The 19,111-nt window shown below is 39.1% G+C and carries 18 protein-coding genes and 1 pseudogene; 8 read left to right on the forward strand and 11 right to left on the reverse strand.

Translation table 11 applies throughout. From position 1 onward, the window contains the following. Positions 1-249: 249 nt before the first annotated feature. Genes tnpA (ADM90_RS14950) through tnpC (ADM90_RS14960) form a run of 3 tightly spaced genes read left to right on the forward strand, consistent with a single transcriptional unit; the run spans position 250 to position 2,562 of the window. On the forward strand, positions 250-573 hold the full coding sequence (tnpA, locus tag ADM90_RS14950) for an IS66 family insertion sequence element accessory protein TnpA (protein WP_053993084.1): 324 nt from the start codon (positions 250-252) through the stop codon (positions 571-573). After that, the gene (tnpB, locus tag ADM90_RS14955) at positions 563-919 is read left to right on the forward strand and encodes an IS66 family insertion sequence element accessory protein TnpB (RefSeq protein WP_053994328.1); all 357 of its coding nucleotides are present in this window, start codon (positions 563-565) and stop codon (positions 917-919) included. The genes tnpA (ADM90_RS14950) and tnpB (ADM90_RS14955) overlap by 11 nt, the downstream gene beginning before the upstream one ends. Before the next feature lie 47 nt (positions 920-966). Next, positions 967-2,562 carry an IS66 family transposase gene (gene tnpC, locus ADM90_RS14960; protein ID WP_053993086.1) on the forward strand — a complete coding sequence of 532 codons (1,596 nt, stop codon included), beginning with the start codon at positions 967-969 and terminating at the stop codon, positions 2,560-2,562. Between the two features lie 300 nt (positions 2,563-2,862). Here the strand turns inward: tnpC (ADM90_RS14960) and ADM90_RS14965 are convergent, their stop codons facing one another. Further along, positions 2,863-3,990, reverse strand: coding sequence for a copper amine oxidase N-terminal domain-containing protein (locus ADM90_RS14965; protein ID WP_053995761.1), 1,128 nt, complete (start codon positions 3,988-3,990; stop codon positions 2,863-2,865). 334 nt (positions 3,991-4,324) lie between these two features. On the opposite strand from ADM90_RS14965, the gene ADM90_RS14970 reads away from it, so the two are divergent. Beyond that, a complete protein-coding gene (locus ADM90_RS14970; protein ID WP_053995762.1) occupies positions 4,325-5,458 on the forward strand; it encodes an acyltransferase in 1,134 nt (377 codons plus the stop codon). A gap of 31 nt (positions 5,459-5,489) precedes the next feature. Here ADM90_RS14970 and ADM90_RS14975 read toward each other — a convergent pair whose 3' ends face one another. The 7 genes and pseudogenes from ADM90_RS14975 to ADM90_RS25565 all read right to left on the reverse strand — a co-directional run. After that, on the reverse strand, positions 5,490-6,206 hold the full coding sequence (locus tag ADM90_RS14975; protein ID WP_053995763.1) for a toast rack family protein: 717 nt from the start codon (positions 6,204-6,206) through the stop codon (positions 5,490-5,492). A 90-nt stretch (positions 6,207-6,296) separates the two neighbouring features. Next, entirely contained in the window at positions 6,297-6,671 is a 375-nt protein-coding gene (locus ADM90_RS14980; RefSeq protein WP_053995764.1) for an SRPBCC domain-containing protein, read from the reverse strand. A 71-nt stretch (positions 6,672-6,742) separates the two neighbouring features. Further along, complete coding sequence (locus ADM90_RS14985) at positions 6,743-7,774, reverse strand: DUF3221 domain-containing protein (RefSeq protein WP_053995765.1); 1,032 nt, start codon at positions 7,772-7,774, stop codon at positions 6,743-6,745. Between the two features lie 95 nt (positions 7,775-7,869). Next, positions 7,870-8,298: a DUF1801 domain-containing protein gene (locus ADM90_RS14990; protein ID WP_053995766.1), complete on the reverse strand. Its 429-nt coding sequence runs from the start codon at positions 8,296-8,298 to the stop codon at positions 7,870-7,872. A 41-nt stretch (positions 8,299-8,339) separates the two neighbouring features. Then, positions 8,340-10,154 carry an ABC transporter ATP-binding protein gene (locus ADM90_RS14995; RefSeq protein WP_053995767.1) on the reverse strand — a complete coding sequence of 605 codons (1,815 nt, stop codon included), beginning with the start codon at positions 10,152-10,154 and terminating at the stop codon, positions 8,340-8,342. Continuing rightward, positions 10,151-11,884, reverse strand: a complete 1,734-nt coding sequence (locus ADM90_RS15000; protein ID WP_053995768.1) for an ABC transporter ATP-binding protein — start codon at positions 11,882-11,884, stop codon at positions 10,151-10,153. The genes ADM90_RS14995 and ADM90_RS15000 overlap by 4 nt, the downstream gene beginning before the upstream one ends. Positions 11,885-12,195: 311 nt before the next feature. Further along, a pseudogene (locus tag ADM90_RS25565) lies at positions 12,196-12,419 on the reverse strand (IS4 family transposase); the annotation flags it as partial. A 289-nt stretch (positions 12,420-12,708) separates the two neighbouring features. Between ADM90_RS25565 and ADM90_RS15010 the strand changes: the two are divergent. From ADM90_RS15010 to ADM90_RS15025, 4 genes are all read left to right on the forward strand, one after another. Continuing rightward, on the forward strand, positions 12,709-13,077 hold the full coding sequence (locus tag ADM90_RS15010) for a hypothetical protein (RefSeq protein WP_053995770.1): 369 nt from the start codon (positions 12,709-12,711) through the stop codon (positions 13,075-13,077). A gap of 143 nt (positions 13,078-13,220) precedes the next feature. Beyond that, on the forward strand, positions 13,221-14,000 hold the full coding sequence (locus ADM90_RS15015) for a hypothetical protein (protein ID WP_053995771.1): 780 nt from the start codon (positions 13,221-13,223) through the stop codon (positions 13,998-14,000). Beyond that, positions 13,981-14,589 carry a hypothetical protein gene (locus ADM90_RS15020; protein WP_053995772.1) on the forward strand — a complete coding sequence of 203 codons (609 nt, stop codon included), beginning with the start codon at positions 13,981-13,983 and terminating at the stop codon, positions 14,587-14,589. The genes ADM90_RS15015 and ADM90_RS15020 overlap by 20 nt, the downstream gene beginning before the upstream one ends. A 42-nt stretch (positions 14,590-14,631) precedes the next feature. Further along, complete coding sequence (locus ADM90_RS15025) at positions 14,632-15,828, forward strand: IS256 family transposase (RefSeq protein WP_053993757.1); 1,197 nt, start codon at positions 14,632-14,634, stop codon at positions 15,826-15,828. 605 nt (positions 15,829-16,433) lie between these two features. On the opposite strand, the gene tnpC (ADM90_RS15035) is transcribed toward ADM90_RS15025, so the two are convergent. From tnpC (ADM90_RS15035) to tnpA (ADM90_RS24320), 3 genes are read right to left on the reverse strand one after another with little or no spacing between them, the layout of a single operon-like run. Continuing rightward, positions 16,434-18,029 carry an IS66 family transposase gene (gene tnpC, locus ADM90_RS15035; RefSeq protein WP_053995774.1) on the reverse strand — a complete coding sequence of 532 codons (1,596 nt, stop codon included), beginning with the start codon at positions 18,027-18,029 and terminating at the stop codon, positions 16,434-16,436. Positions 18,030-18,076: 47 nt separating this feature from the next. Beyond that, complete coding sequence (gene tnpB / locus ADM90_RS15040) at positions 18,077-18,433, reverse strand: IS66 family insertion sequence element accessory protein TnpB (protein WP_053995775.1); 357 nt, start codon at positions 18,431-18,433, stop codon at positions 18,077-18,079. Next, positions 18,423-18,746 (reverse strand): IS66 family insertion sequence element accessory protein TnpA, encoded by a 324-nt coding sequence (tnpA, locus tag ADM90_RS24320; protein WP_053995776.1) that lies wholly within the window; start codon positions 18,744-18,746, stop codon positions 18,423-18,425. The genes tnpB (ADM90_RS15040) and tnpA (ADM90_RS24320) overlap by 11 nt, the downstream gene beginning before the upstream one ends. Positions 18,747-19,111 lie beyond the last annotated feature (365 nt).

Genomic DNA, 19,111 nt, shown 5'->3' on the forward strand with positions numbered 1-19,111 from the left:
CTACCAAGAAAGGGTCTTCCTTTTTCTATGGAATTTTCTATTTACACAAAATATTTTATACTCTCCTTTATCACTCGATCAATAATGTATTTTGAAACAATAAACGACGTAGACAACATTATTTCTTATAGTTTGATTTTTAATTGGTTATTGTGATTTTATCGAGGTAAGCGCCAAATACTACACACCTTCTAATAATTGCCGAGTTTTGTGATAATCACATTAACATCAATTGTTAGGAGGTTTTTTATGTCACCAGAGGAACGAAAACAGATGTGGCAAGAACGCATCGATGCCTGTAGATCCAGTGGAGTGCCAAGTGTAAAAGCTTGGTGTAAACAAAATCAAGTAGGTGTCCAAAGTATGTATAGCTGGATGAAACGATTGGATACTGAACCGACTCACGTCGCTTATCCTCTTACACAATGGGTTGCCATCGATTCATCCAATTCGATTGAAGAAACATCTACTTTAACAGTTAAGGTAGGAGATGTTTCAATTGAAATTAAAGAAGGCTTCAATCATGCACTTTTTAATGAAGTGCTTCAGGTTCTTCAGTCACATGTTAAGTAAAACACCCATTGAACGAGTCTATTTAGCGACGGGTTCAACAGATTTGCGAAAGTCGATCGATGGATTGGCAGCGATTGTTCAAATGAGTTTTCAACTGGATCCTTTCTCTTCCAATCTATTTGTCTTCTGTAATCGCAAACGAGATAAGTTAAAGATTCTCCATTGGGATCATAATGGGTTTTGGTTGTATTATCGCCGTCTTGAAAAAGGCATTTTTCAATGGCCAGACGAACAAACATCCAACCCTCAATGCATTAGTCCTCGCCAATTAAATTGGTTGCTTGATGGACTTCCATTAGAACAAAAACAAGCACATCAAAAAATGGATGCAAAATTTATCATTTAAAGAGAGTTGACAATCCATGTCACCTCTCTTTATGGTATTCTATTTTCATGGAAAAAAATACGCATGAACTACAAGATACAATTGAAGAACTCGCAGCAAAAAATGCGGATTTAGAAAAACAAAAAGAAGTCCTAGAGGCAAAAGTAAAATGGTTGGAAGAACAATTCCGACTAAGCCAACAAAAGAGATTCGGGACATCTAGTGAAAAAACAAATCCGGATCAAATCGAACTATCTCTTTTTAATGAAGCTGAAATCACAGCGGATGTAAAAGTGGAAGAACCTACGCTTGAAACGATTACGTATAATCGAAAGAAGTATGTAGGACAACGAGATGCGAAACTTGAAAACTTGCCTACGGAAACGATTCATTATCGTTTATCCGAAGAAGAGCAGGTCTGTTTGTGTTGCGGTGAAACTGTGCATGAAATGAGTACGGAAACGCGACGAGAATTAAGGATTATCCCTGCTCAAGTGAAAGTCGTGGAGCATATTCAACATATTTACAGCTGTCGTAAATGTGAACGTGAAGGAATCGAAACACCGATTGTCACAGCTAAAATGCCTGCGGCAGTTTTTCCAAAAAGTCTCGCTTCGCCTTCTTCAATGGCATATATCATGAATCAAAAATACGTAGAAGGAATGCCATTGTACCGAATTGAAAAACAATTTGAACGACTTGGTGTCTTTCTATCACGCCAAACGATTGCCAACTGGGTAATATATGGTTCAATGAAGTGGCTCTCACCGCTTTACAATCGCTTGCATGAGCTTCTACTTCAACTTGACCGTCTGCACGCAGACGAAACAACAGTTCAAGTTTTAGCAGAACCCGGAAAGGCTGCAAATTCCAAATCCTATATGTGGTTATACCGATCTGGCCGTGACATAACACCGATTGTTTTATACGATTACCAGACTTCGCGCCACAGTAAGCACCCAAAGGCATTTCTTAAGGGGTTTTCGGGATACCTTCATGTCGATGGTTATGCAGGATACCACGATTTGAAGAATGTGGAGTTAGTTGGATGTCTAGCTCACGCACGAAGAAAGTTCGATGAAACGCTCAAATCGTTGCCTGCCAATGTAGATAAATCTACAACTCTAGCGGCTGAAGGACTCCAATACTGTAATCAATTATTTAAAATTGAGAAACAGATAGATGAGGAAATCAAAAATTGTAGCCCAGAACAACGGAAAGAAGAACGTCAAAAACGCAGTCAACCCGTGTTGGATGCTTTTTTAGCATGGCTAAAATCAAAACGCCCTCAAGTTCCACCAAAAAGCAAACTAGGTGAAGCAATTAACTATAGTTTAAACCAATGGCCTAAACTTATTACCTTTATGAAAGATGGGCGTCTTGAAATTGATAATAATAGAGCGGAGCGTTCTATTAAACCATTCGTTATGGGGAGAAAATCGTGGCTGTTTTCCCAATCTATGAGAGGTGCAACTGCCAGTGCCATTATCTATAGCATTGTAGAAACTGCCAAAGAGAACCGGTTAAATCCCATGAGCTACTTAAACTATCTTTTTGAACAATTACCACAAATAGATCTAGATGATCAGGAAGCACTTGATCAGTTCCTTCCGTGGTCAAAAACCATTCCAAAGGAATGCCGTATTCCTGATAAAGTTAAGTAAAGAATACACCAATGCCCACCTGAAAAACTAGGTGGGCATTATTTTACGCTTACTTATCGAGAAGTAAAGCGTGTAGAATAATATAAATTTTTTCGAATCAGTTCGTTTTCTACTATAAAACAGACTATATACCATTTTTTGGTCGATCTTGAGATGCATTCGACAATCTCTGTTGACTTGATAGCTATATGTATAAGTGTTCACTATCTTCACTTCTTCTTGTCAGTACTTTCTTTAATAAAGCGTAATAGCATAAAAATAGGCTAGTCAAAGTTCTCACTTTAACTAGCCACTCATTTATCAATTTACAAGCTCGTGATGGTGTCCGTTTAGGTCGATTCGGTAATGCCCAAATGTTGCTTTTCGTTCCTCGGCACTACCGCCAAAGCGTTGATAGCCAAATGTCTCAATACCCTGCTCGCTAATTGTCCAATCATGTGCCTTGCCCTCTGTATCAAAGACATAATAGAAGCCAGGCTTGCCTAAGTAATCTGATCCCCATTGTTCATTTTTCAGCGTTGCTACTTTTAAGTTGCTTGTTTCATGGGCATCCAGTATACCGCGCATATATTGTGTTACATAATAAACATTATTGCCATACATTTTTACTGCCTTAATTGGTGCTTTTTCAATCGCTACCCTTGTCAGCTTTTCACCATCAACATGGTATAAAATAAATTCCTGTGTTGTGGCATGGGCATAATGTAGATAGAAATTATCCATAGCTGTCTTCAACCATATACCGCCTAGTCGGACTGTATTTTTATCCTCCGCAAATTCCTGATAATTAAATGGCTCAAAATCATAGAAATTATCACTCGAGAATAACTGACCATTTTCTTTAATGACAGCCATAAAACGATCACTATAAACAATGGGTTTCCCTTGATATAACAACTCGCAAGCACGTATTAAATTAAGATTCTCCAGTGCTGTGGCATGAGGCTCTCTAATAATAATTAAGTGATAGGCATTGTTTAGATAGACGACCTTTTTATCAAAGGCTTCGCCAATATAGCGTAAGGGAATGTATGTTGAATGATTGGAAAGACTTGCGGCAATATCCATTTGTATCGTTTTACCATTTACAGTAAGCACCTTGTCTCCTAGTTTCAAGGTGATGGTTTTAGTAGTGGATTTAATGGTGATGGCCTGATTTTTAGTGTTGAAATCTACCTTTGCACCAAATCCTTCAGCGATGAAACGTAGTGGTACAAGGGTTCTGCCATCTTTAGCAATGGGCTGCACGGCTGAAGTCATGTGTCCATTCACAAATGCCTTCGAGCTGTCGAGCGATAGGATTATACTATTTTTTACATCCTTTTCTGTCACATCAGCATAATAGTCAGTAAGATTTTCTGCCTGAGCTGTATAACCAAATGCAAAAAATAATACAAATGTTAATACCGTAGTAAGTCTTTTCTTCATTTTTCTCCCCCCTCTTCAGTGATTGCTTATTTTAGGGATGCATATATTACCAACAGAAGACTTATCTAAATTATATATTTTTCCATTAGACGCTACTAGTATTTTATTAAAAGGTTTGTTTAAGAGAGGCTCCTACAAGGAAAATAACTTACTACCAATATAAAGCTATTCATTTCCAATAAACACCTTATATATAAGATGTTTTTTTCTAGGAATTTTTGCTGACATCTGCCTGACATAAATATTTTTTATAGTAAACCATGTGGACAAAAGAATAACTAAAATATACAGCGCTGATTTAAGAAACACTATAAATTTTTTGGAGATGATTGGTATGAAGCGAGCCCATGTTTATGAATTAGATATTACGCGTGCATTAGCCATTTTAGCAGTACTTTTGATTCATGCTACTAGCACACCTGTCACCGCTTTACCCAGTGACTCAAAGCTCTATCCGCTATATGTTGCGTTAAATATTTTTCCGAAATTTGCTGTGCCTGTATTTATCTTTTTAAGTGGCTTTGTGTTATTTTACAACTATATCCAAAAGGACCTTACGAAAGAGCTGATTGTACGTTTTTATCAAAAGCGAGTCACGCAAATTGTTATTCCGTATCTCTTTTTTTCTATCTTTTATTATGCCGCCACACGACTTTTTCTGACGCATGACCTAGCCCTTACATGGCAGGCATTATTTAGCATGGAATTTTTGGAAAAACTATTAATCGGCAAAGCCTATACGCATTTATATTATATTTTTATTATGGTGCAATTCTATGTAATGTTCCCACTTATGCTCTATATCATTAAGAAAAAACCAGTCGTATCGCCTCATCTTATTTGGATTGGCTTCGTCCTACAGTGGGCATTTATTTTATTAAATGCTGCGTTTTGGCAGTATCCCTATCGTGGAAGTATTGCATTCTCGTATCTTTTTTATTTCCTAGCAGGTGGATTTTTAGGTATTTATTTTGAAAAATATAAAAAATGGCTCCAGCTAAAAAGGGAAAATTTCTCGATTGCTATTTTGCTTATTTGGCTGCTATGGCTATTTGCTACTTGCTATAATATTTATTTATATTATTTTGTGTTTTCATCACAGACCTATTTAGCAAGCAGTATTGTCTTTGAGCTTGCTTTTGAGCTGCAAGCCATTACAGCTAGCATTGTGTTATTACAGCTGTCGTTCTGGATTTATCATCAATGGCATAGAGCTATTGTCAATAGCTTGATTAACCTAGGAACACTATCCTTTGGTATTTATTTATTGCATCCATTTTTCCTGTTTCTTTATCGACAAATTCCTATTAGTGGCAATAGTCTGGTATTCCACGTATGGAGTGTGGGTGGCTTTGTGATTGCCTTATTTGTCACTTGGTGGGTGGTCTTGGTCATTGGAAAATATATTAACTATCATTGGATTGCCTTTGGACCGATTCCAAAAACATTTCCATATAAAAAAAGTTGAAAGACGTCCTCCTGTCTTTCAACTTTTTTAGTTATTGATCTACGGTAAATGTAATTTCTCCGATGCCCATTTCAGCTTTGACGTCTAATACAACATCTGCGTTTTCGTAGGCTTCATTGACATAGACACCATCACCTTGTGCAGTAAAGCCTTCAATAGTGGAGGAGCCAATGCCCTTTTCCAGTGTTAATTTTACCCCCACTGCTGAAGGTAAAATCACCGTTGTTTTTCCTACCCCTGTTTCAATATTCGTTGTAAAACTTTTGTGCCAATCGCCACCTAGATTGACCGTTACATCGCCTACACCCGCTTCAATCTCTAAATTTTCAAGCTGTAGTCCTTGCAAATCAAGATTTGCTTTCGAAGCCCCTGTTTCAACTGTTAAATCGATTGGCACATCATTATTGAGCTGCATCGTCCAACTATTTTTTACTTTGGATAGCTTTGGCTTTGCTGTATTTTTATGCTCAATGACAATTTCTCCTCTATCCTTCTTTATAGTGTAGCTTACTTGGGGCGCAAGCTTTTCCATATTATAGCTAGCACTGCCCTCTACCCATTCCTCTGCGCCACCTGTAAGCGACATTTCACCAAGGCCAAAATTAATATCTACCTCTAATGCCTTTGCCTGATCCTTCTCCACCACAATGGCTTCCTCCTGCATTTTGCCCGGAATAAAGGAAAAGCACCCCGCTAACAGCAACGCCGACGTCCCCATCACAGCCGCTAAACCCGCTACTTTTTTCATAATTGAATTCCTCCCGCTATCTAATAAATATATTATAACAGGAGCACCTCTATCACCAATACGTCCCTGCGCTTGAAAATTCTCTCAGACCTAAGACGTAGTACCCTCTAGTAATGCCTTTAAATAAGCAAGGGAAGCATCGTAGCCAGCCATATTAAAGCGAACCGTTGTACCACCTTGCGGCTCCTCTGCTATCGATATGGCAATCACGGTTTCGGGAACCTCCAAGTAAAATGCAAATTCCTGATGTTTACTAACACGCTCAATCTTTAGCTCCATGGGCAGTGGCTCTGTTAGCTGATTATGCTCGCTTGGCATTAATGTAAATATCATCTTTTCGCCCGCTGCCAAGCGTGGAATCGCCCAAGTAGACCCCGGCGCATACCATTTTGATAATGGCTCCTCCTCTGTAATTGCCTGCCATACTTGCTCAATGGCTGCATCAATCCAAATCGAACTCGTCACACACAATCCCTCCACTTATCAGTTTCCATTATTTTACCGAATCTTTAAGCGATAAACAAAAAAACGAAACTCTATTCAAAGTATGAGTTTCGTTGCTTTATCATGGTAGCCGTGCCCTGAGCGGGGTAGGATTCATTGTAAGCGCCTGTTGTCCATATAGCCACTCGATCACCAACCGCAAAGGGGCTTGTATCTGGATAGGATACTGTTAACGCATTTGGCTTGGCGATTGCTAAAATTTCTTGTTTTGTTTTCGCCGCAATGTCTTGTGCTGACACATTCCAAACAATCGTTAGCGTTTTAGCTGTTTTGTCCATAACAATTCCCTCTGCATCCGCCGCGTGATCTGCATAAAACATCCCCATTGCTAGAGCGCTCCAGCACTGGGCAGTGCCAATGGGATACGACATGGTATAAAATGTTATAGCAGAAAGCCCTGTGGCACAGCCTGACGCTTTTATGGCTAAAGCCTCTGCTGCTTTATCTACATAATAGATTTGAAATAATGCTGCATCTTGCTTTGTTAGATTACGTAGGTTAGTCGATGCTTCCGCTATTGAGTGTTTTCTCGTTATGCCTACGATGATTTTTTGATGACTAAAATCAACACTTGCATATTGGATATTGAGTGCTGCCTGATTGGCATAAATCGTTGCCATAACCTTATTCAAATCTGCCTCAGAATAATGGGCTTGATAAAATTGAATCGGCAATGCCTCACCATAGGCTGCTAAAATAGCTTGCTCTACCTCTGTTACCGCTGCCCCGTGTCGTATGCCAATATTCACCACACCGCCATTTGCCTGATCAATATACATCCCTAGATAATCCTTAGCATCTAGCATCGTTGCTAGCGTCTGCTGGATTTGAGGAATGACGCTGCTTTGTGTTTGAAACCGCTGCTCTAGTACAGCCTCCTCCTCTGGTGATAAGTACATATTGTACACTGCCGAGTATGGCAATGACTGGATAAGCTCAGGGTCTGTTGATAAGCCATATGCTTTGCGTCCTTCAATTTTTGCTTGGTCATCTATAGCTAATGCTTCGCTTCCAATCAATAGCGTAGCTAGTATAACTATGCATAGCGTAAGTATTTGCCTCATTGTCCTCCTCCTTCTAACCGCTTAGACGTATGATAGCTGAAAGTGTTACATAGAGAAAAGGCTGCCGAGAACAATATTCTCAACAGCCAAATGTCTTATGCCTCTTCTGATGGATAGGTTTTTTGTAGAAAGGCTATAGATTGCTGGATCAGAGCCTTTAACACGTCAATATCAATATCCGCTAGCTTATTAATATAGACACACGCTTTTCCAGTTGTATGCTTGCCAAATTGCTGGAGTAGCTGCTCACGCTCTGGATCGCCCGGTGCAAAGTATAGACTAATTTTTGCTTTGCGAGGGGAAAAGCTTACAAGTGGTGCATCCCCTTCATGCCCTGTTTGATATTTATAATGGTATTTCCCAAAACCGATAATGCTTGGACCCCACATTTTTGCCTCATAGCCTGACACTTCCGTAAAAATATCAACAAGCTGATATGCATCCTCGCGCTTTTTTGGATGGTCTACGCTTTCAATAAATTCAATAACACTGGCATCCGTTTCTGTTGTTTTTAATTCATACATATAAACCCCTCGCCTTCTGAAAGATGTATATCTATTATTCCCTATTCTACCTGCTCTAACAATAGCTTTTGTTGCAGTTCGTAATAAATGCCCTGCTGCTGCATTAATGCTTGATGATTGCCTTGCTCCACAATTTCCCCCTGCTGAATCACAAGGATTTTATCGGCATTTTCAATCGTTTTTAAGCGATGGGCAATCACAAAGCTTGTGCGCCCCTGCATTAAATGCTGTAGGCCCTTTTGAATATCGACCTCTGTTTGTGTATCCACGCTTGATGTTGCTTCATCTAAAATTAAAATATCCGCATTTTCTAAAATGGCACGAGCAATGGCAATTAGCTGGCGTTGTCCCTGACTTAAGTTAGCACCACCAGCCTGCACATGTGTATCGTACTGGGCTGGCAAATATTTAATAAAGTGATGGGCATTAGCAATTTTTGCCGCCTCCTCGACCTCTGCATCTGTTGCATCGAGCCGACCGAAGCGAATATTTTCTCGAACTGTGCCAGAGAACAAATACGTATCCTGCAATACAACGCCAACTTTTTGCCGAATGGTTGCCATTTGATAATGCTCAATCGGCTGCCCATCAATGAGAATTGTTCCTTGGTCAACATCATAAAAACGTGTTAGTAAATTAATAATCGTTGTTTTGCCTGAGCCTGTTGGACCAACAAGGGCAATGGTTTCCCCTGCCTTAGCATGGAAGCAAATGTTTTTAAGCACAGGCTTATCGGGTGTATAGCTAAATGATACATTGTTAAAAGCCACATCTCCTCGGAATGCGGGGACATCAATGGCATGTGGTCGGTCAGCTACCTCTGATGGCTCATCAAGTATTTCAAACACACGCTCCGCACCAGCAATAGCGGATTGAAATGTATTCAGCAAATTCGAGAGCTGGTTAAGCGGACGGAAAAATTGGCGTGTGTATGTTACAAAGGCTGCAATAATACCGACAGATACAATGCCGTTCACCGCCAGCAATGCCCCTGTGCCAATCACAATGGCTAAGCCAAGGTTATTCATAAAGTTATTAATCGGTCCTAATAAGCCAGAGGTAATTTCTGCGCGCTGGGCAGAGTGACGCAACGCTTCATTTTGCTGACGGAACATAGCAATTGTTTGCTGCTCCTTACCAAAAAGCGTTACTACCTCCGCGCCTGTAATCATCTCCTCAATATAGCCGTTTAGCTTACCAAGATCACGCTGACGTGCCGCATAATTTTTACTGCTGCGCTTGACAATTTGCTTTGTTGAGAAAACAATAAGCGGAATAATAATGAGTGTCACAAGCGCCAATTGCCAGCTTAAGGCAAACATCGCAATGCTGACACCAATCACCGTTAAAATGGACGATACAATTTGTGTCACGCTTTGGGCAAGTGCTGTATTGAGGTTATCAATATCATTCGTTACACGACTCATTAAATCGCCCAATGCACGCTGGTCAAAAAAGCGTAATGTTAATGCTTGCAGCTTTTGAAAGAGCGCTAAGCGCAATGTGCGAATCGTTGTCATGGCCACACGAATCATGACATAGGTTTGCAGCCATGTAAAAATGGATGCCGCACTAAAAATAATAGCGAGCACAATGCTTTGGCGAATTGCTCCTGCAATATCCTTTGTTAAAATATATTCATCAATGATATGCCCAATCATATAGGGGCCTGCCAAGCTTAAAAAGGTCGATGCTAGCACAAAAAAGATGGCAAAAAACAGCCCGATTTTTTGCTGCTTCACATAGTGTCCTATTCTAATGAGTGTGGCTTGCTGATTTTTCGCTTTTTCAGCGGGTCCTGCCACACGAGGCCCACGTCCAAAATTCATTTGCTTTGGTTGCTGCTGTTGACTCATGCTTGTTCACCAGCCTTTTGCTGTGATGCATAAATTGCTTGATAGTGCGGATTTGTTTGTAGAAGCTCCTGATGTGTGCCCTGCCCAACAATTTCACCATCCGCTAAGACAAGAATCATATCCGCCTGCTGAATCGAGGTAATTTTCGATGCTACGATAAATGTTGTTGTATCCGCATAATTTGCAGCAATCGCCTGCTGTACATGCCTCTCAGAGCCACTATCAAGTGCCGAGGTTGTATCATCCAGCACTAAAATGGCAGGCTTGCGAATAAGCGCTCGACTTAACGCAAGCCGCTGCTTTTGCCCACCGGAAAGATTGGTAGCCCCCTGTGCTAATGGATATGCCAAGCCCTGCTCAAGCCGCTCCACAAATTCACTGGCACAAGCCGCATCTAAAGCCTGCTGTAGCTCCTCTGCGCTTGCCTCGTCCTTGCCAAGACGAACATTGCTGTCAATTGTCCCTGAAAATAGCAATGCTCTTTGTGGTGTAAAGCCAATATATGCTCGTAATGTAGCCAATGCATAGGATTTGAGTGGCTTGCCATCTACACGGATTTCCCCGCCTGTTGGGTCAAATAGACGTGGCAATAGCTTGACGAGCGTCGATTTACCGCTGCCTGTTTTCCCAATAATGCCCACCGTTTGCCCAGGCTGCACCGAAAATGAAATATTTTTCAAGACATCCTCTGCGGTATCGTAGTAGCGATAGCTTACATGGTCAAAATCTATTGCTCCTGCTAGCGGCTCAGCAAGCGCATTGGCGGCTTCCTTCACCACAACATCCTTATGTAATACATCGACAATACGTTCTCCTGAGGGCAGTGCGCGCGCAATTTGCATCAGCACCATGCTGGAGGACATTAAGCCATTTAAAATCATTGTTAAATAGTTAATAAAGGCAAGAATAACCCCAACCTGTAAAGTGCCTGCCTCCACCTTGATCGCGCCAAGCCAGAGCGCTGCCACAATGCCAAGATTAACCACAAACATGGTAAAAGGCACAAGCACCCCAACAATTTGCTCGGCGGTCATAAAACGCTTTGTCAGCGCATGATTCAAGCTACTAAATTGCGAAATTTGCTGCTGTTCACGTCGAAAGGCCTTCACCACACGAATTCCAGCAAGATTTTCCTGTAGCTTTGTATTGACCGCATCAATTGCCTCCTGCACACGGCGATAAAGCATGCCTGAATACTTTGTAAAAAAGTACATGGCAATAATTAAAATGGGTACGATAATCAGCAGAATGGAAAAAAGCTCCCGCGCTGTGATAAAAACAATAATAACTGCTCCGATAAATAGCAATGGCCCACGCACAAAAATACGCAATGTCATCATAAATGCGCGCTGAATGCTTTCTACATCACTTGTTAAAATTGTAATCAGCCTGCCTGTTGTCAAGGTATCGCGCTCTCTTGCTGAATAGCTCATCATTTTTTCATAAAGTGCCTGTCGAATATCTGAGGCAAAATGAATCGCCGCCTTTGAGCTGTAATACGAGCAGCCGATACCGCCTACTAGCCCAAGCACCGCGCTTATCAGCATCCAGCCAAACATTTTGAACACATATGGATGATCTTCATTGGCAATGCCTGTATCAATCATATGCTGCATAATGGTTGGCTGTAGCAAATCCATTGTTACCTCTAGCACCATTAGCAGTGGTGCAATAATGGTTAAAAATTTGTAGGGCGCTAAATACTGCCCTAATTGTTTAATTGCTTGCATACTGTCGCTCCGTTCTCTTTAAATCCCATTCGTTTTCCATTATAACTGAAAATCATTCGCAATTGGCAATGTTTTTTCGAGTCACGTAATAATTAAATAAAGAGGCTCATAGCTTTTTTGAATGGCAGAACTTTCTTTTGAGTGACTCTTTTACTTTTTTGAGCGGAGAGACCCTTCTTTTGAGCGACTCTTTCTCCTTTTTGAGCGGGGATCTCCTTCTTTTGAGCGACTCCTTCATCTTTTTGAGCGGGGATCTCCTTCTTTTGAGCAACTCTGCGATGTATTGAGGTCACATTGGTATGAAGCTACATCAACACGTTTAAACAATAGACAATCATCGCCATGTACACTTGATTCTGCACATCCTGCTGTAGAATTTTTTAATGTTCAAGTGCGGCTTCATCCATTTGAAAGACAATTCCATCACCAAAGATGTCTTGTACAGTTCAGCGATTTCATCTGCACGTCAGTCAAAGTGGTTCATCATCAAATGAAGCTCGTTTCTTTTTGATGGTTGAATTATTTTAATGCAACGCTAGTGATTTTTTATGATTAATCTATTTCATAAACATAAAAAGTCGATTTACACCAAATCCGTTGGCATAAATCGACTTGTTCAGTGTCCTCCGTAACAAAATATTTTTCCATAAAATCACCATCCAAAAGTTGTCGATAATTGTCGATAATTAACTATTTTTGCATAAAATATTTACTATTAAGTCCATTTATTTTATATTTCGATACGTGGTGTAAGTCTTTTCATTTCAATCTTTAATTATTTTAGGTTCATTACATTAAGAAAGAGGGAAAAAAAGATAAAAGTCATGGCAGCTACTGGTGTAGTTGGCGTAATGACTTCAGCTATGGGTGCTGCCGCGGCAACATGGGAGAACTACTCAGCCAATGTACCAACCTTTAGTGACTATGAAACATCAACTATCACAAAAACGACTACTGGATCAGCTTACAATGAAGTTGGTTATATTGAAAAAGATGGAAAATTAGTTTCTTGGATTGAAGATGCATCAGGCTCAAATATTTCTTCAAAGGTTTCTTATTCAACAACAGGAAGAAAAACAATGGACTATACAGCTGCTAGTACATGGAAAGATAAAAAAGTTCGTCTTAATATCTCGACTTCCTCTGGAACATTTGAAGATATTCAAACTTCAGGAGAATGGACGCCTAATTAATAAGCTATCTATTATAATTAGCATTAGCTACATATCATCCTAATATTTCGGATAATAATAATGCTTTTGATTTTCATAAATGATAGACTGCACCACAAATTTAGAGTTATATAATAAAATGAATGTGTTTTGAGGTGTTATATATGAATTCTTATATAAAAGAGGAATTTAAACGAGCATTTTTCTCAAAAATAACCCTTTTTACATCCATCTTTTCCATAGTTTTAGTATTTGGAGGTATGTTTGAATACATAAGTTGGATTAAATATGGTGATATATCCGTTTTATATTTATTTTTATCAGGCTATAATTCAGGAACAGCTAATTTTTTAATTGTTGTTTTTCCAATTATCAGTTGTTTACCCTTTGCAGCATCATATGTAAGTGATTGTAAGACAGGATTAAATAAATATATCTATATTCGGATGAGTAAAACTAGCTATAGATTGATAAGGCTACTTGTAAATGGACTTGTTGGAGGATTTGTTTTGTTTATTGGTCCATTTATTTCATTGTTATTTCTTTTGGGAATCAAAGTTTTTACACATATTCCAATGGCAAAAGAACAAATGGAAACGTTTGAATACTTCAAAAGTTTAGGTATCCATTCACCTATTATAGCCATTTTAATTATTTTAATCGTTTTGTTTTTCTGTGGATTTACCTTTGCTACTTTTGCTTTAGGTATATCAACATTTATCCAAAATATTTATTTGGCTGTATTGTTACCTTTTATCTATTATATTTTTTCTGCAACCGTATTAATTAACATTCATACCTATTTAAATGCAGTAGTATTATATGATGTTAATCATTTTGGGGTGAATTTTGCACAACGATGCTTGTATGGAATTATATTATGTATGGTTGGAATCATAACTTTCTTTATAGGAGGTTATAAGGTTGAACAAAAAAACACGTAATCATGAACTGATAAAGGTTTTTTATAACAAAAATATTAATATATTCATTTTTATTTTGCTTTCACTATACAGTCTAGATCTTTTATTTTCAACAGTGGAGAATGATTTAGAGACGAATGTATATGATTTGTTGATGAAGATAACGGGATTTCTTCCATTATCCTATATAATGATACCAACGTTTTTAATAATTATTACTGTACATTTTTCAGCAGGTGAGGTGCAAAATTATATAGCCTTTAGATTTAAGAGTAAACGACAATGGTATCAAATGAATGTAATTTTTATTGCTCAACTAACGGCTATTTTTTCCCTTACCGTTGTTGGTATTATGCTGCTGCAATCTGCATTTATTCTTAGTTTTAAGAATAATTGGAGTGAATTTGCTCTTAGTTATTATGAAAATTATGCTACTTTTTTATCTAATTATTCCCCTATACTGTACTCCATAGTAACCATCATATTGCTATGGCTTATTTTATTTTTACTAGGATTAATTTATTTTCTGATATTTTTATGGACAAGAGAGTATAAAATATTTTGTGTAAATAGAAAATTCCATAGAAAAAGGAAGACCCTTTCTTGGTAGAATTAAGTCACCACAACCAATCCTAGAAAAGAGGTCTTCCCTATGAATCAGTTTACAACAGAAATTGTCGATGCACTAGTCAAAAAACAAGATATTACCGAGGTTTTTCGTTCGCACTTGGAAATGGCGATCAACTCGCTACTGGCGACAGAGCTGACGGAATTTTTGGATTACGAAAAATACGATCGTATCGGGTTCAACTCAGGCAATTCTCGCAATGGGTCTTATTCGCGTACACTTCACACGGAGTACGGCGATTTAACGCTTCAAATCCCGCGGGATCGCAACGGTGAGTTTAAACAACAGACAGTGGTACCATATAAGCGCTCGAACGATACGCTGGAAGAAACGGTCATTCACTTGTTCAAAAAAGGCATTACGATGGCGGAAATTGCGCAATTAATTGAGAAAATGTATGGGCATCACTATACGCCGCAAACGATTTCGAATATGACAAAGGCTGTTTCAGAAACGGTAGAAGCCTTTAATAACCGTCCTTTGCACAATCGTTACGTATGCGTGTATTTAGACGCGACGTATATTGCCGTGCGTCGTGATACGGTGTCAAAAGAGGCCGTCTATATTGCAGTTGGTATTCGTGAAGACGGCTCTAAAGAAGTGCTTGGCTATACGATTGCCCCAACAGAATCGGCCTACAACTGGCAGGAGCTACTACAAGAGCTCAAAGACCGTGGTGTAGAAGACGTACTTTTATTCGTATCAGACGGCTTAAAAGGCATGGCAGACGCTGTGTTTAATGTGTTTCCAAAGGCAAAATATCAGGTGTGCCTTGTCCATGTGGCACGCAATATCATGCATAAAGTCCGAGTAGAAGATCGCAAGGAAGTGTGCGAGGATTTTAAAACGATTCACCAGGCAAAGAACGCTGAAGCAGCGAAAAAAGCGCTCGAGACGTTCTGCGAAAAATGGGGCAAATCGTATAAAAAAGTCGCACAAGGCTTACTCGAAAACCCGTATTTACTGACGTTTTACGGCTTTCCCAAGGCGATTTGGCGAAGCATCTACTCGACGAATTTAATCGAGTCGTTCAATAAGCAAATCAAAAAATATACAAAGCGCAAGGAACAGTTCCCGAACGAAGAATCGTTGGAGCGCTTTTTAGTGACGCAGTTCGAAGACTATAATCAACGTTTCGCCACACGCTGCCACATCGGCTTCAATCAGGCCCGTGCAAAGCTAGAAGAAATGTTTGAGCAGCTGCACGAACCGGCAAACTAGACCGGGACGCGCCAGCGCGAAATTTGAGTGTGTAGGAAAGGGCTAGCCCTTTCCTACACACTCAAATCAACACTTCGAACAAGTACAATTGAATACACAGGTGATGAGTTCCCTTGAACGGGTGAATCGTCATTTACACAAAAATATTGACAGTACCATGGACAAAAAAAACGATGATTTCATTTATGGTGGTTTTTATAGTAAATTTGCTAAATGTTGCAATAACATTGGGTAAATTTGATGGTATATCCCGTTATCTTTTTACTGACCATGTAAATATTATTCAATATATTTATAGATTTAATTTAAGTCAGCAACATTTTCCATATAGTATAGTTCTATATTGGATTTTCTTAATTTTTTCCATCTATTTGATGGGTTTATTTATTGTTAACCGAGTAGATATTCTTTTAGAGAAAGAGAGTAAGAATGATGTTAGCTAGAATTATAAATTACCACTTTTTATGTATAATAACACCAAAAAAATTATTATTCATCATCGCCACATTTATTGCAAATGTACTTCTAGTCTTTTCTATGTACAGCCATAAGGTAAGCGTAAAATAATGCCCACCTAGTTTTTCAGGTGGGCATTGGTGTATTCTTTACTTAACTTTATCAGGAATACGGCATTCCTTTGGAATGGTCTTTGACCACGGAAGGAACTGATCAAGTGCTTCCTGATCATCTAGATCTATTTGTGGTAATTGTTCAAAAAGATAGTTTAAGTAGCTCATGGGATTTAACCGGTTCTCTTTGGCAGTTTCTACAATGCTATAGATAATGGCACTGGCAGTTGCACCTCTCATAGATTGGGAAAACAGCCACGATTTTCTCCCCATAACGAATGGTTTAATAGAACGCTCCGCTCTATTATTATCAATTTCAAGACGCCCATCTTTCATAAAGGTAATAAGTTTAGGCCATTGGTTTAAACTATAGTTAATTGCTTCACCTAGTTTGCTTTTTGGTGGAACTTGAGGGCGTTTTGATTTTAGCCATGCTAAAAAAGCATCCAACACGGGTTGACTGCGTTTTTGACGTTCTTCTTTCCGTTGTTCTGGGCTACAATTTTTGATTTCCTCATCTATCTGTTTCTCAATTTTAAATAATTGATTACAGTATTGGAGTCCTTCAGCCGCTAGAGTTGTAGATTTATCTACATTGGCAGGCAACGATTTGAGCGTTTCATCGAACTTTCTTCGTGCGTGAGCTAGACATCCAACTAACTCCACATTCTTCAAATCGTGGTATCCCGCATAACCATCGACATGAAGGTATCCCGAAAACCCCTTAAGAAATGCCTTTGGGTGCTTACTGTGGCGCGAAGTCTGGTAATCGTATAAAACAATCGGTGTTATGTCACGGCCAGATCGGTATAACCACATATAGGATTTGGAATTTGCAGCCTTTCCGGGTTCTGCTAAAACTTGAACTGTTGTTTCGTCTGCGTGCAGGCGGTCAAGTTGAAGTAGAAGCTCATGCAAGCGATTATAAAGCGGTGAGAGCCACTTCATTGAACCATATATTACCCAGTTGGCAATCGTTTGGCGTGATAGAAAGACACCAAGTCGTTCAAATTGTTTTTCAATTCGGTACAATGGCATTCCTTCTACGTATTTTTGATTCATGATATACGCCATTGAAGAAGGAGAAGCGAGACTTTTTGGAAAAACTGCCGCTGGCATTTTAGCTGTGACAATCGGTGTTTCGATTCCTTCACGTTCACATTTACGGCAGCTGTAAATATGTTGAATATGCTCCACGACTTTCACTTGAGCAGGGATAATCTTTAATTCTCGTCGTGTTTCCGTACTCATTTCATGCACAGTTTCACGGCAACACAAACAGACCTGCTCTTCTTCGGATAAACGATAATGAATCGTTTCCATAGGCAAGTTTTCAAGTTTCGCATCTCGTTGTCCTACATATTTCTTTCGATTATACATAATCGTTTCGAGTGTAGGTTCCTCCACTTTTGCATCCGCTGTGATTTCAGCTTCATTAAAAAGAGAAAGTTCGATTTGGTCCGGATTTGTTTTTTCACTAGATGTCCCGAATCTCTTTTGTTGGCTTAGTCGGAATTGTTCTTCCAACCATTTCACTTTTGCCTCTAGGACTTCTTTTTGCTTTTCTAAATCCGCATTTTTTGCTGCGAGTTCTTCAATTGTATCTTGTAGTTCATTCGTATTTTTTTCCATGAAAATAGAATACCATAAAGAGAGGTGACATAGATGGTCAATTCTCTCTAAATGATAACTTTTGCATCCATTTTTGGATGGGCTTGTTTTTGTTCATAGCTAATCCCATCAAGTAACCAATTCAATTGGCGAGGACTAATCGCTAGATGCGTAGCTGTTTGTTCATCTGGCCATTCAAAAACGCCTTCTTCAAGACGACGATAATACAACCAAAAACCATTATGATCCCAATGGAGAATCTTCAACTTATCACGTTTGCGATTACAGAAGACAAATAGATTGGAAGAGAAAGGGTCGAGTTGAAAACTCATTTGAACAATCGCTGCCAATCCATCAATCGACTTCCGTAAATCTGTTGCACCCGTTGCTAAATAGACCCGGTTAATCGGAGTTTTACTTAACATGGGATTGAAGAACCTGAAGCACTTCATTGAAAAGTGAATGGCTGAAGCCTTCTTTAATTTCGATTGAAACATCTCCTACCTTAACTGTTAGAGTAGATGTTTCTTCCATCGAGTTGGATGAATCGATGGCAACCCATTGTGTAAGGGGATAAGCGACGTGAGTCGGTTCAGTTTCCAATCGTTTCATCCAGCTATACATACTTTGGACACCTACTTGATTTTGTTTACACCAAGCTTTTACACTCGGCACCCCACTGGATTTGTAGGCATCGATGCGATCTTGCCACATCTGTTTTCGTTCATCTAGTAACATAAAAAACCTCCTAACAATTGATGTTAATGTGATTATCACAAAACTCGGCAATTATTAGAAGGTGTGTAGTATTTGGCGCTTACGCCATAAGATTATCCCTCAAGAGACTATACGAGCAACCATATTTATCTTTTATTTGCCAATAAATTTCAAGCTAGATATGTTTAGATGTATATTGATTTTATTACCTATTCTGACTATATTCGGTTTATTTATACATACTGAAATAAGGGAACGAACAGCCTATCTACTGTTGCATGTGAAAAGTTTGAGTCATTGGTTTTACAGTCTTATTTTTGTATTGTTTATTTTTATTTTCTTAACTTTTACAACAGGTTTTCTTACAACTATGGGGATTCTTACTT

The organism is Lysinibacillus macroides, assembly GCF_001281525.1.
In the GTDB taxonomy this organism is placed as follows: domain Bacteria; phylum Bacillota; class Bacilli; order Bacillales_A; family Planococcaceae; genus Lysinibacillus; species Lysinibacillus macroides.

Excerpts from the sequence above, each read along its gene's own strand:
- tnpA (WP_053993084.1), top strand. The coding sequence starts at position 250 with ATGTCACCAGAGGAACGAAAACAGATGTGGCAAGAACGCATCGATGCC.
- tnpB (WP_053994328.1), top strand. The coding sequence starts at position 563 with ATGTTAAGTAAAACACCCATTGAACGAGTCTATTTAGCGACGGGTTCA.
- tnpC (WP_053993086.1), top strand. The coding sequence starts at position 967 with ATGGAAAAAAATACGCATGAACTACAAGATACAATTGAAGAACTCGCA.
- ADM90_RS14965 (WP_053995761.1), bottom strand. The coding sequence starts at position 3,990 with ATGAAGAAAAGACTTACTACGGTATTAACATTTGTATTATTTTTTGCA.
- ADM90_RS14970 (WP_053995762.1), top strand. The coding sequence starts at position 4,325 with ATGAAGCGAGCCCATGTTTATGAATTAGATATTACGCGTGCATTAGCC.
- ADM90_RS14975 (WP_053995763.1), bottom strand. The coding sequence starts at position 6,206 with ATGAAAAAAGTAGCGGGTTTAGCGGCTGTGATGGGGACGTCGGCGTTG.
- ADM90_RS14985 (WP_053995765.1), bottom strand. The coding sequence starts at position 7,774 with ATGAGGCAAATACTTACGCTATGCATAGTTATACTAGCTACGCTATTG.
- ADM90_RS14990 (WP_053995766.1), bottom strand. The coding sequence starts at position 8,298 with ATGTATGAATTAAAAACAACAGAAACGGATGCCAGTGTTATTGAATTT.
- ADM90_RS14995 (WP_053995767.1), bottom strand. The coding sequence starts at position 10,154 with ATGAGTCAACAGCAGCAACCAAAGCAAATGAATTTTGGACGTGGGCCT.
- ADM90_RS15000 (WP_053995768.1), bottom strand. The coding sequence starts at position 11,884 with ATGCAAGCAATTAAACAATTAGGGCAGTATTTAGCGCCCTACAAATTT.
- ADM90_RS15010 (WP_053995770.1), top strand. The coding sequence starts at position 12,709 with ATGGCAGCTACTGGTGTAGTTGGCGTAATGACTTCAGCTATGGGTGCT.
- ADM90_RS15015 (WP_053995771.1), top strand. The coding sequence starts at position 13,221 with ATGAATTCTTATATAAAAGAGGAATTTAAACGAGCATTTTTCTCAAAA.
- ADM90_RS15025 (WP_053993757.1), top strand. The coding sequence starts at position 14,632 with ATGAATCAGTTTACAACAGAAATTGTCGATGCACTAGTCAAAAAACAA.
- tnpC (WP_053995774.1), bottom strand. The coding sequence starts at position 18,029 with ATGGAAAAAAATACGAATGAACTACAAGATACAATTGAAGAACTCGCA.
- tnpB (WP_053995775.1), bottom strand. The coding sequence starts at position 18,433 with ATGTTAAGTAAAACTCCGATTAACCGGGTCTATTTAGCAACGGGTGCA.
- tnpA (WP_053995776.1), bottom strand. The coding sequence starts at position 18,746 with ATGTTACTAGATGAACGAAAACAGATGTGGCAAGATCGCATCGATGCC.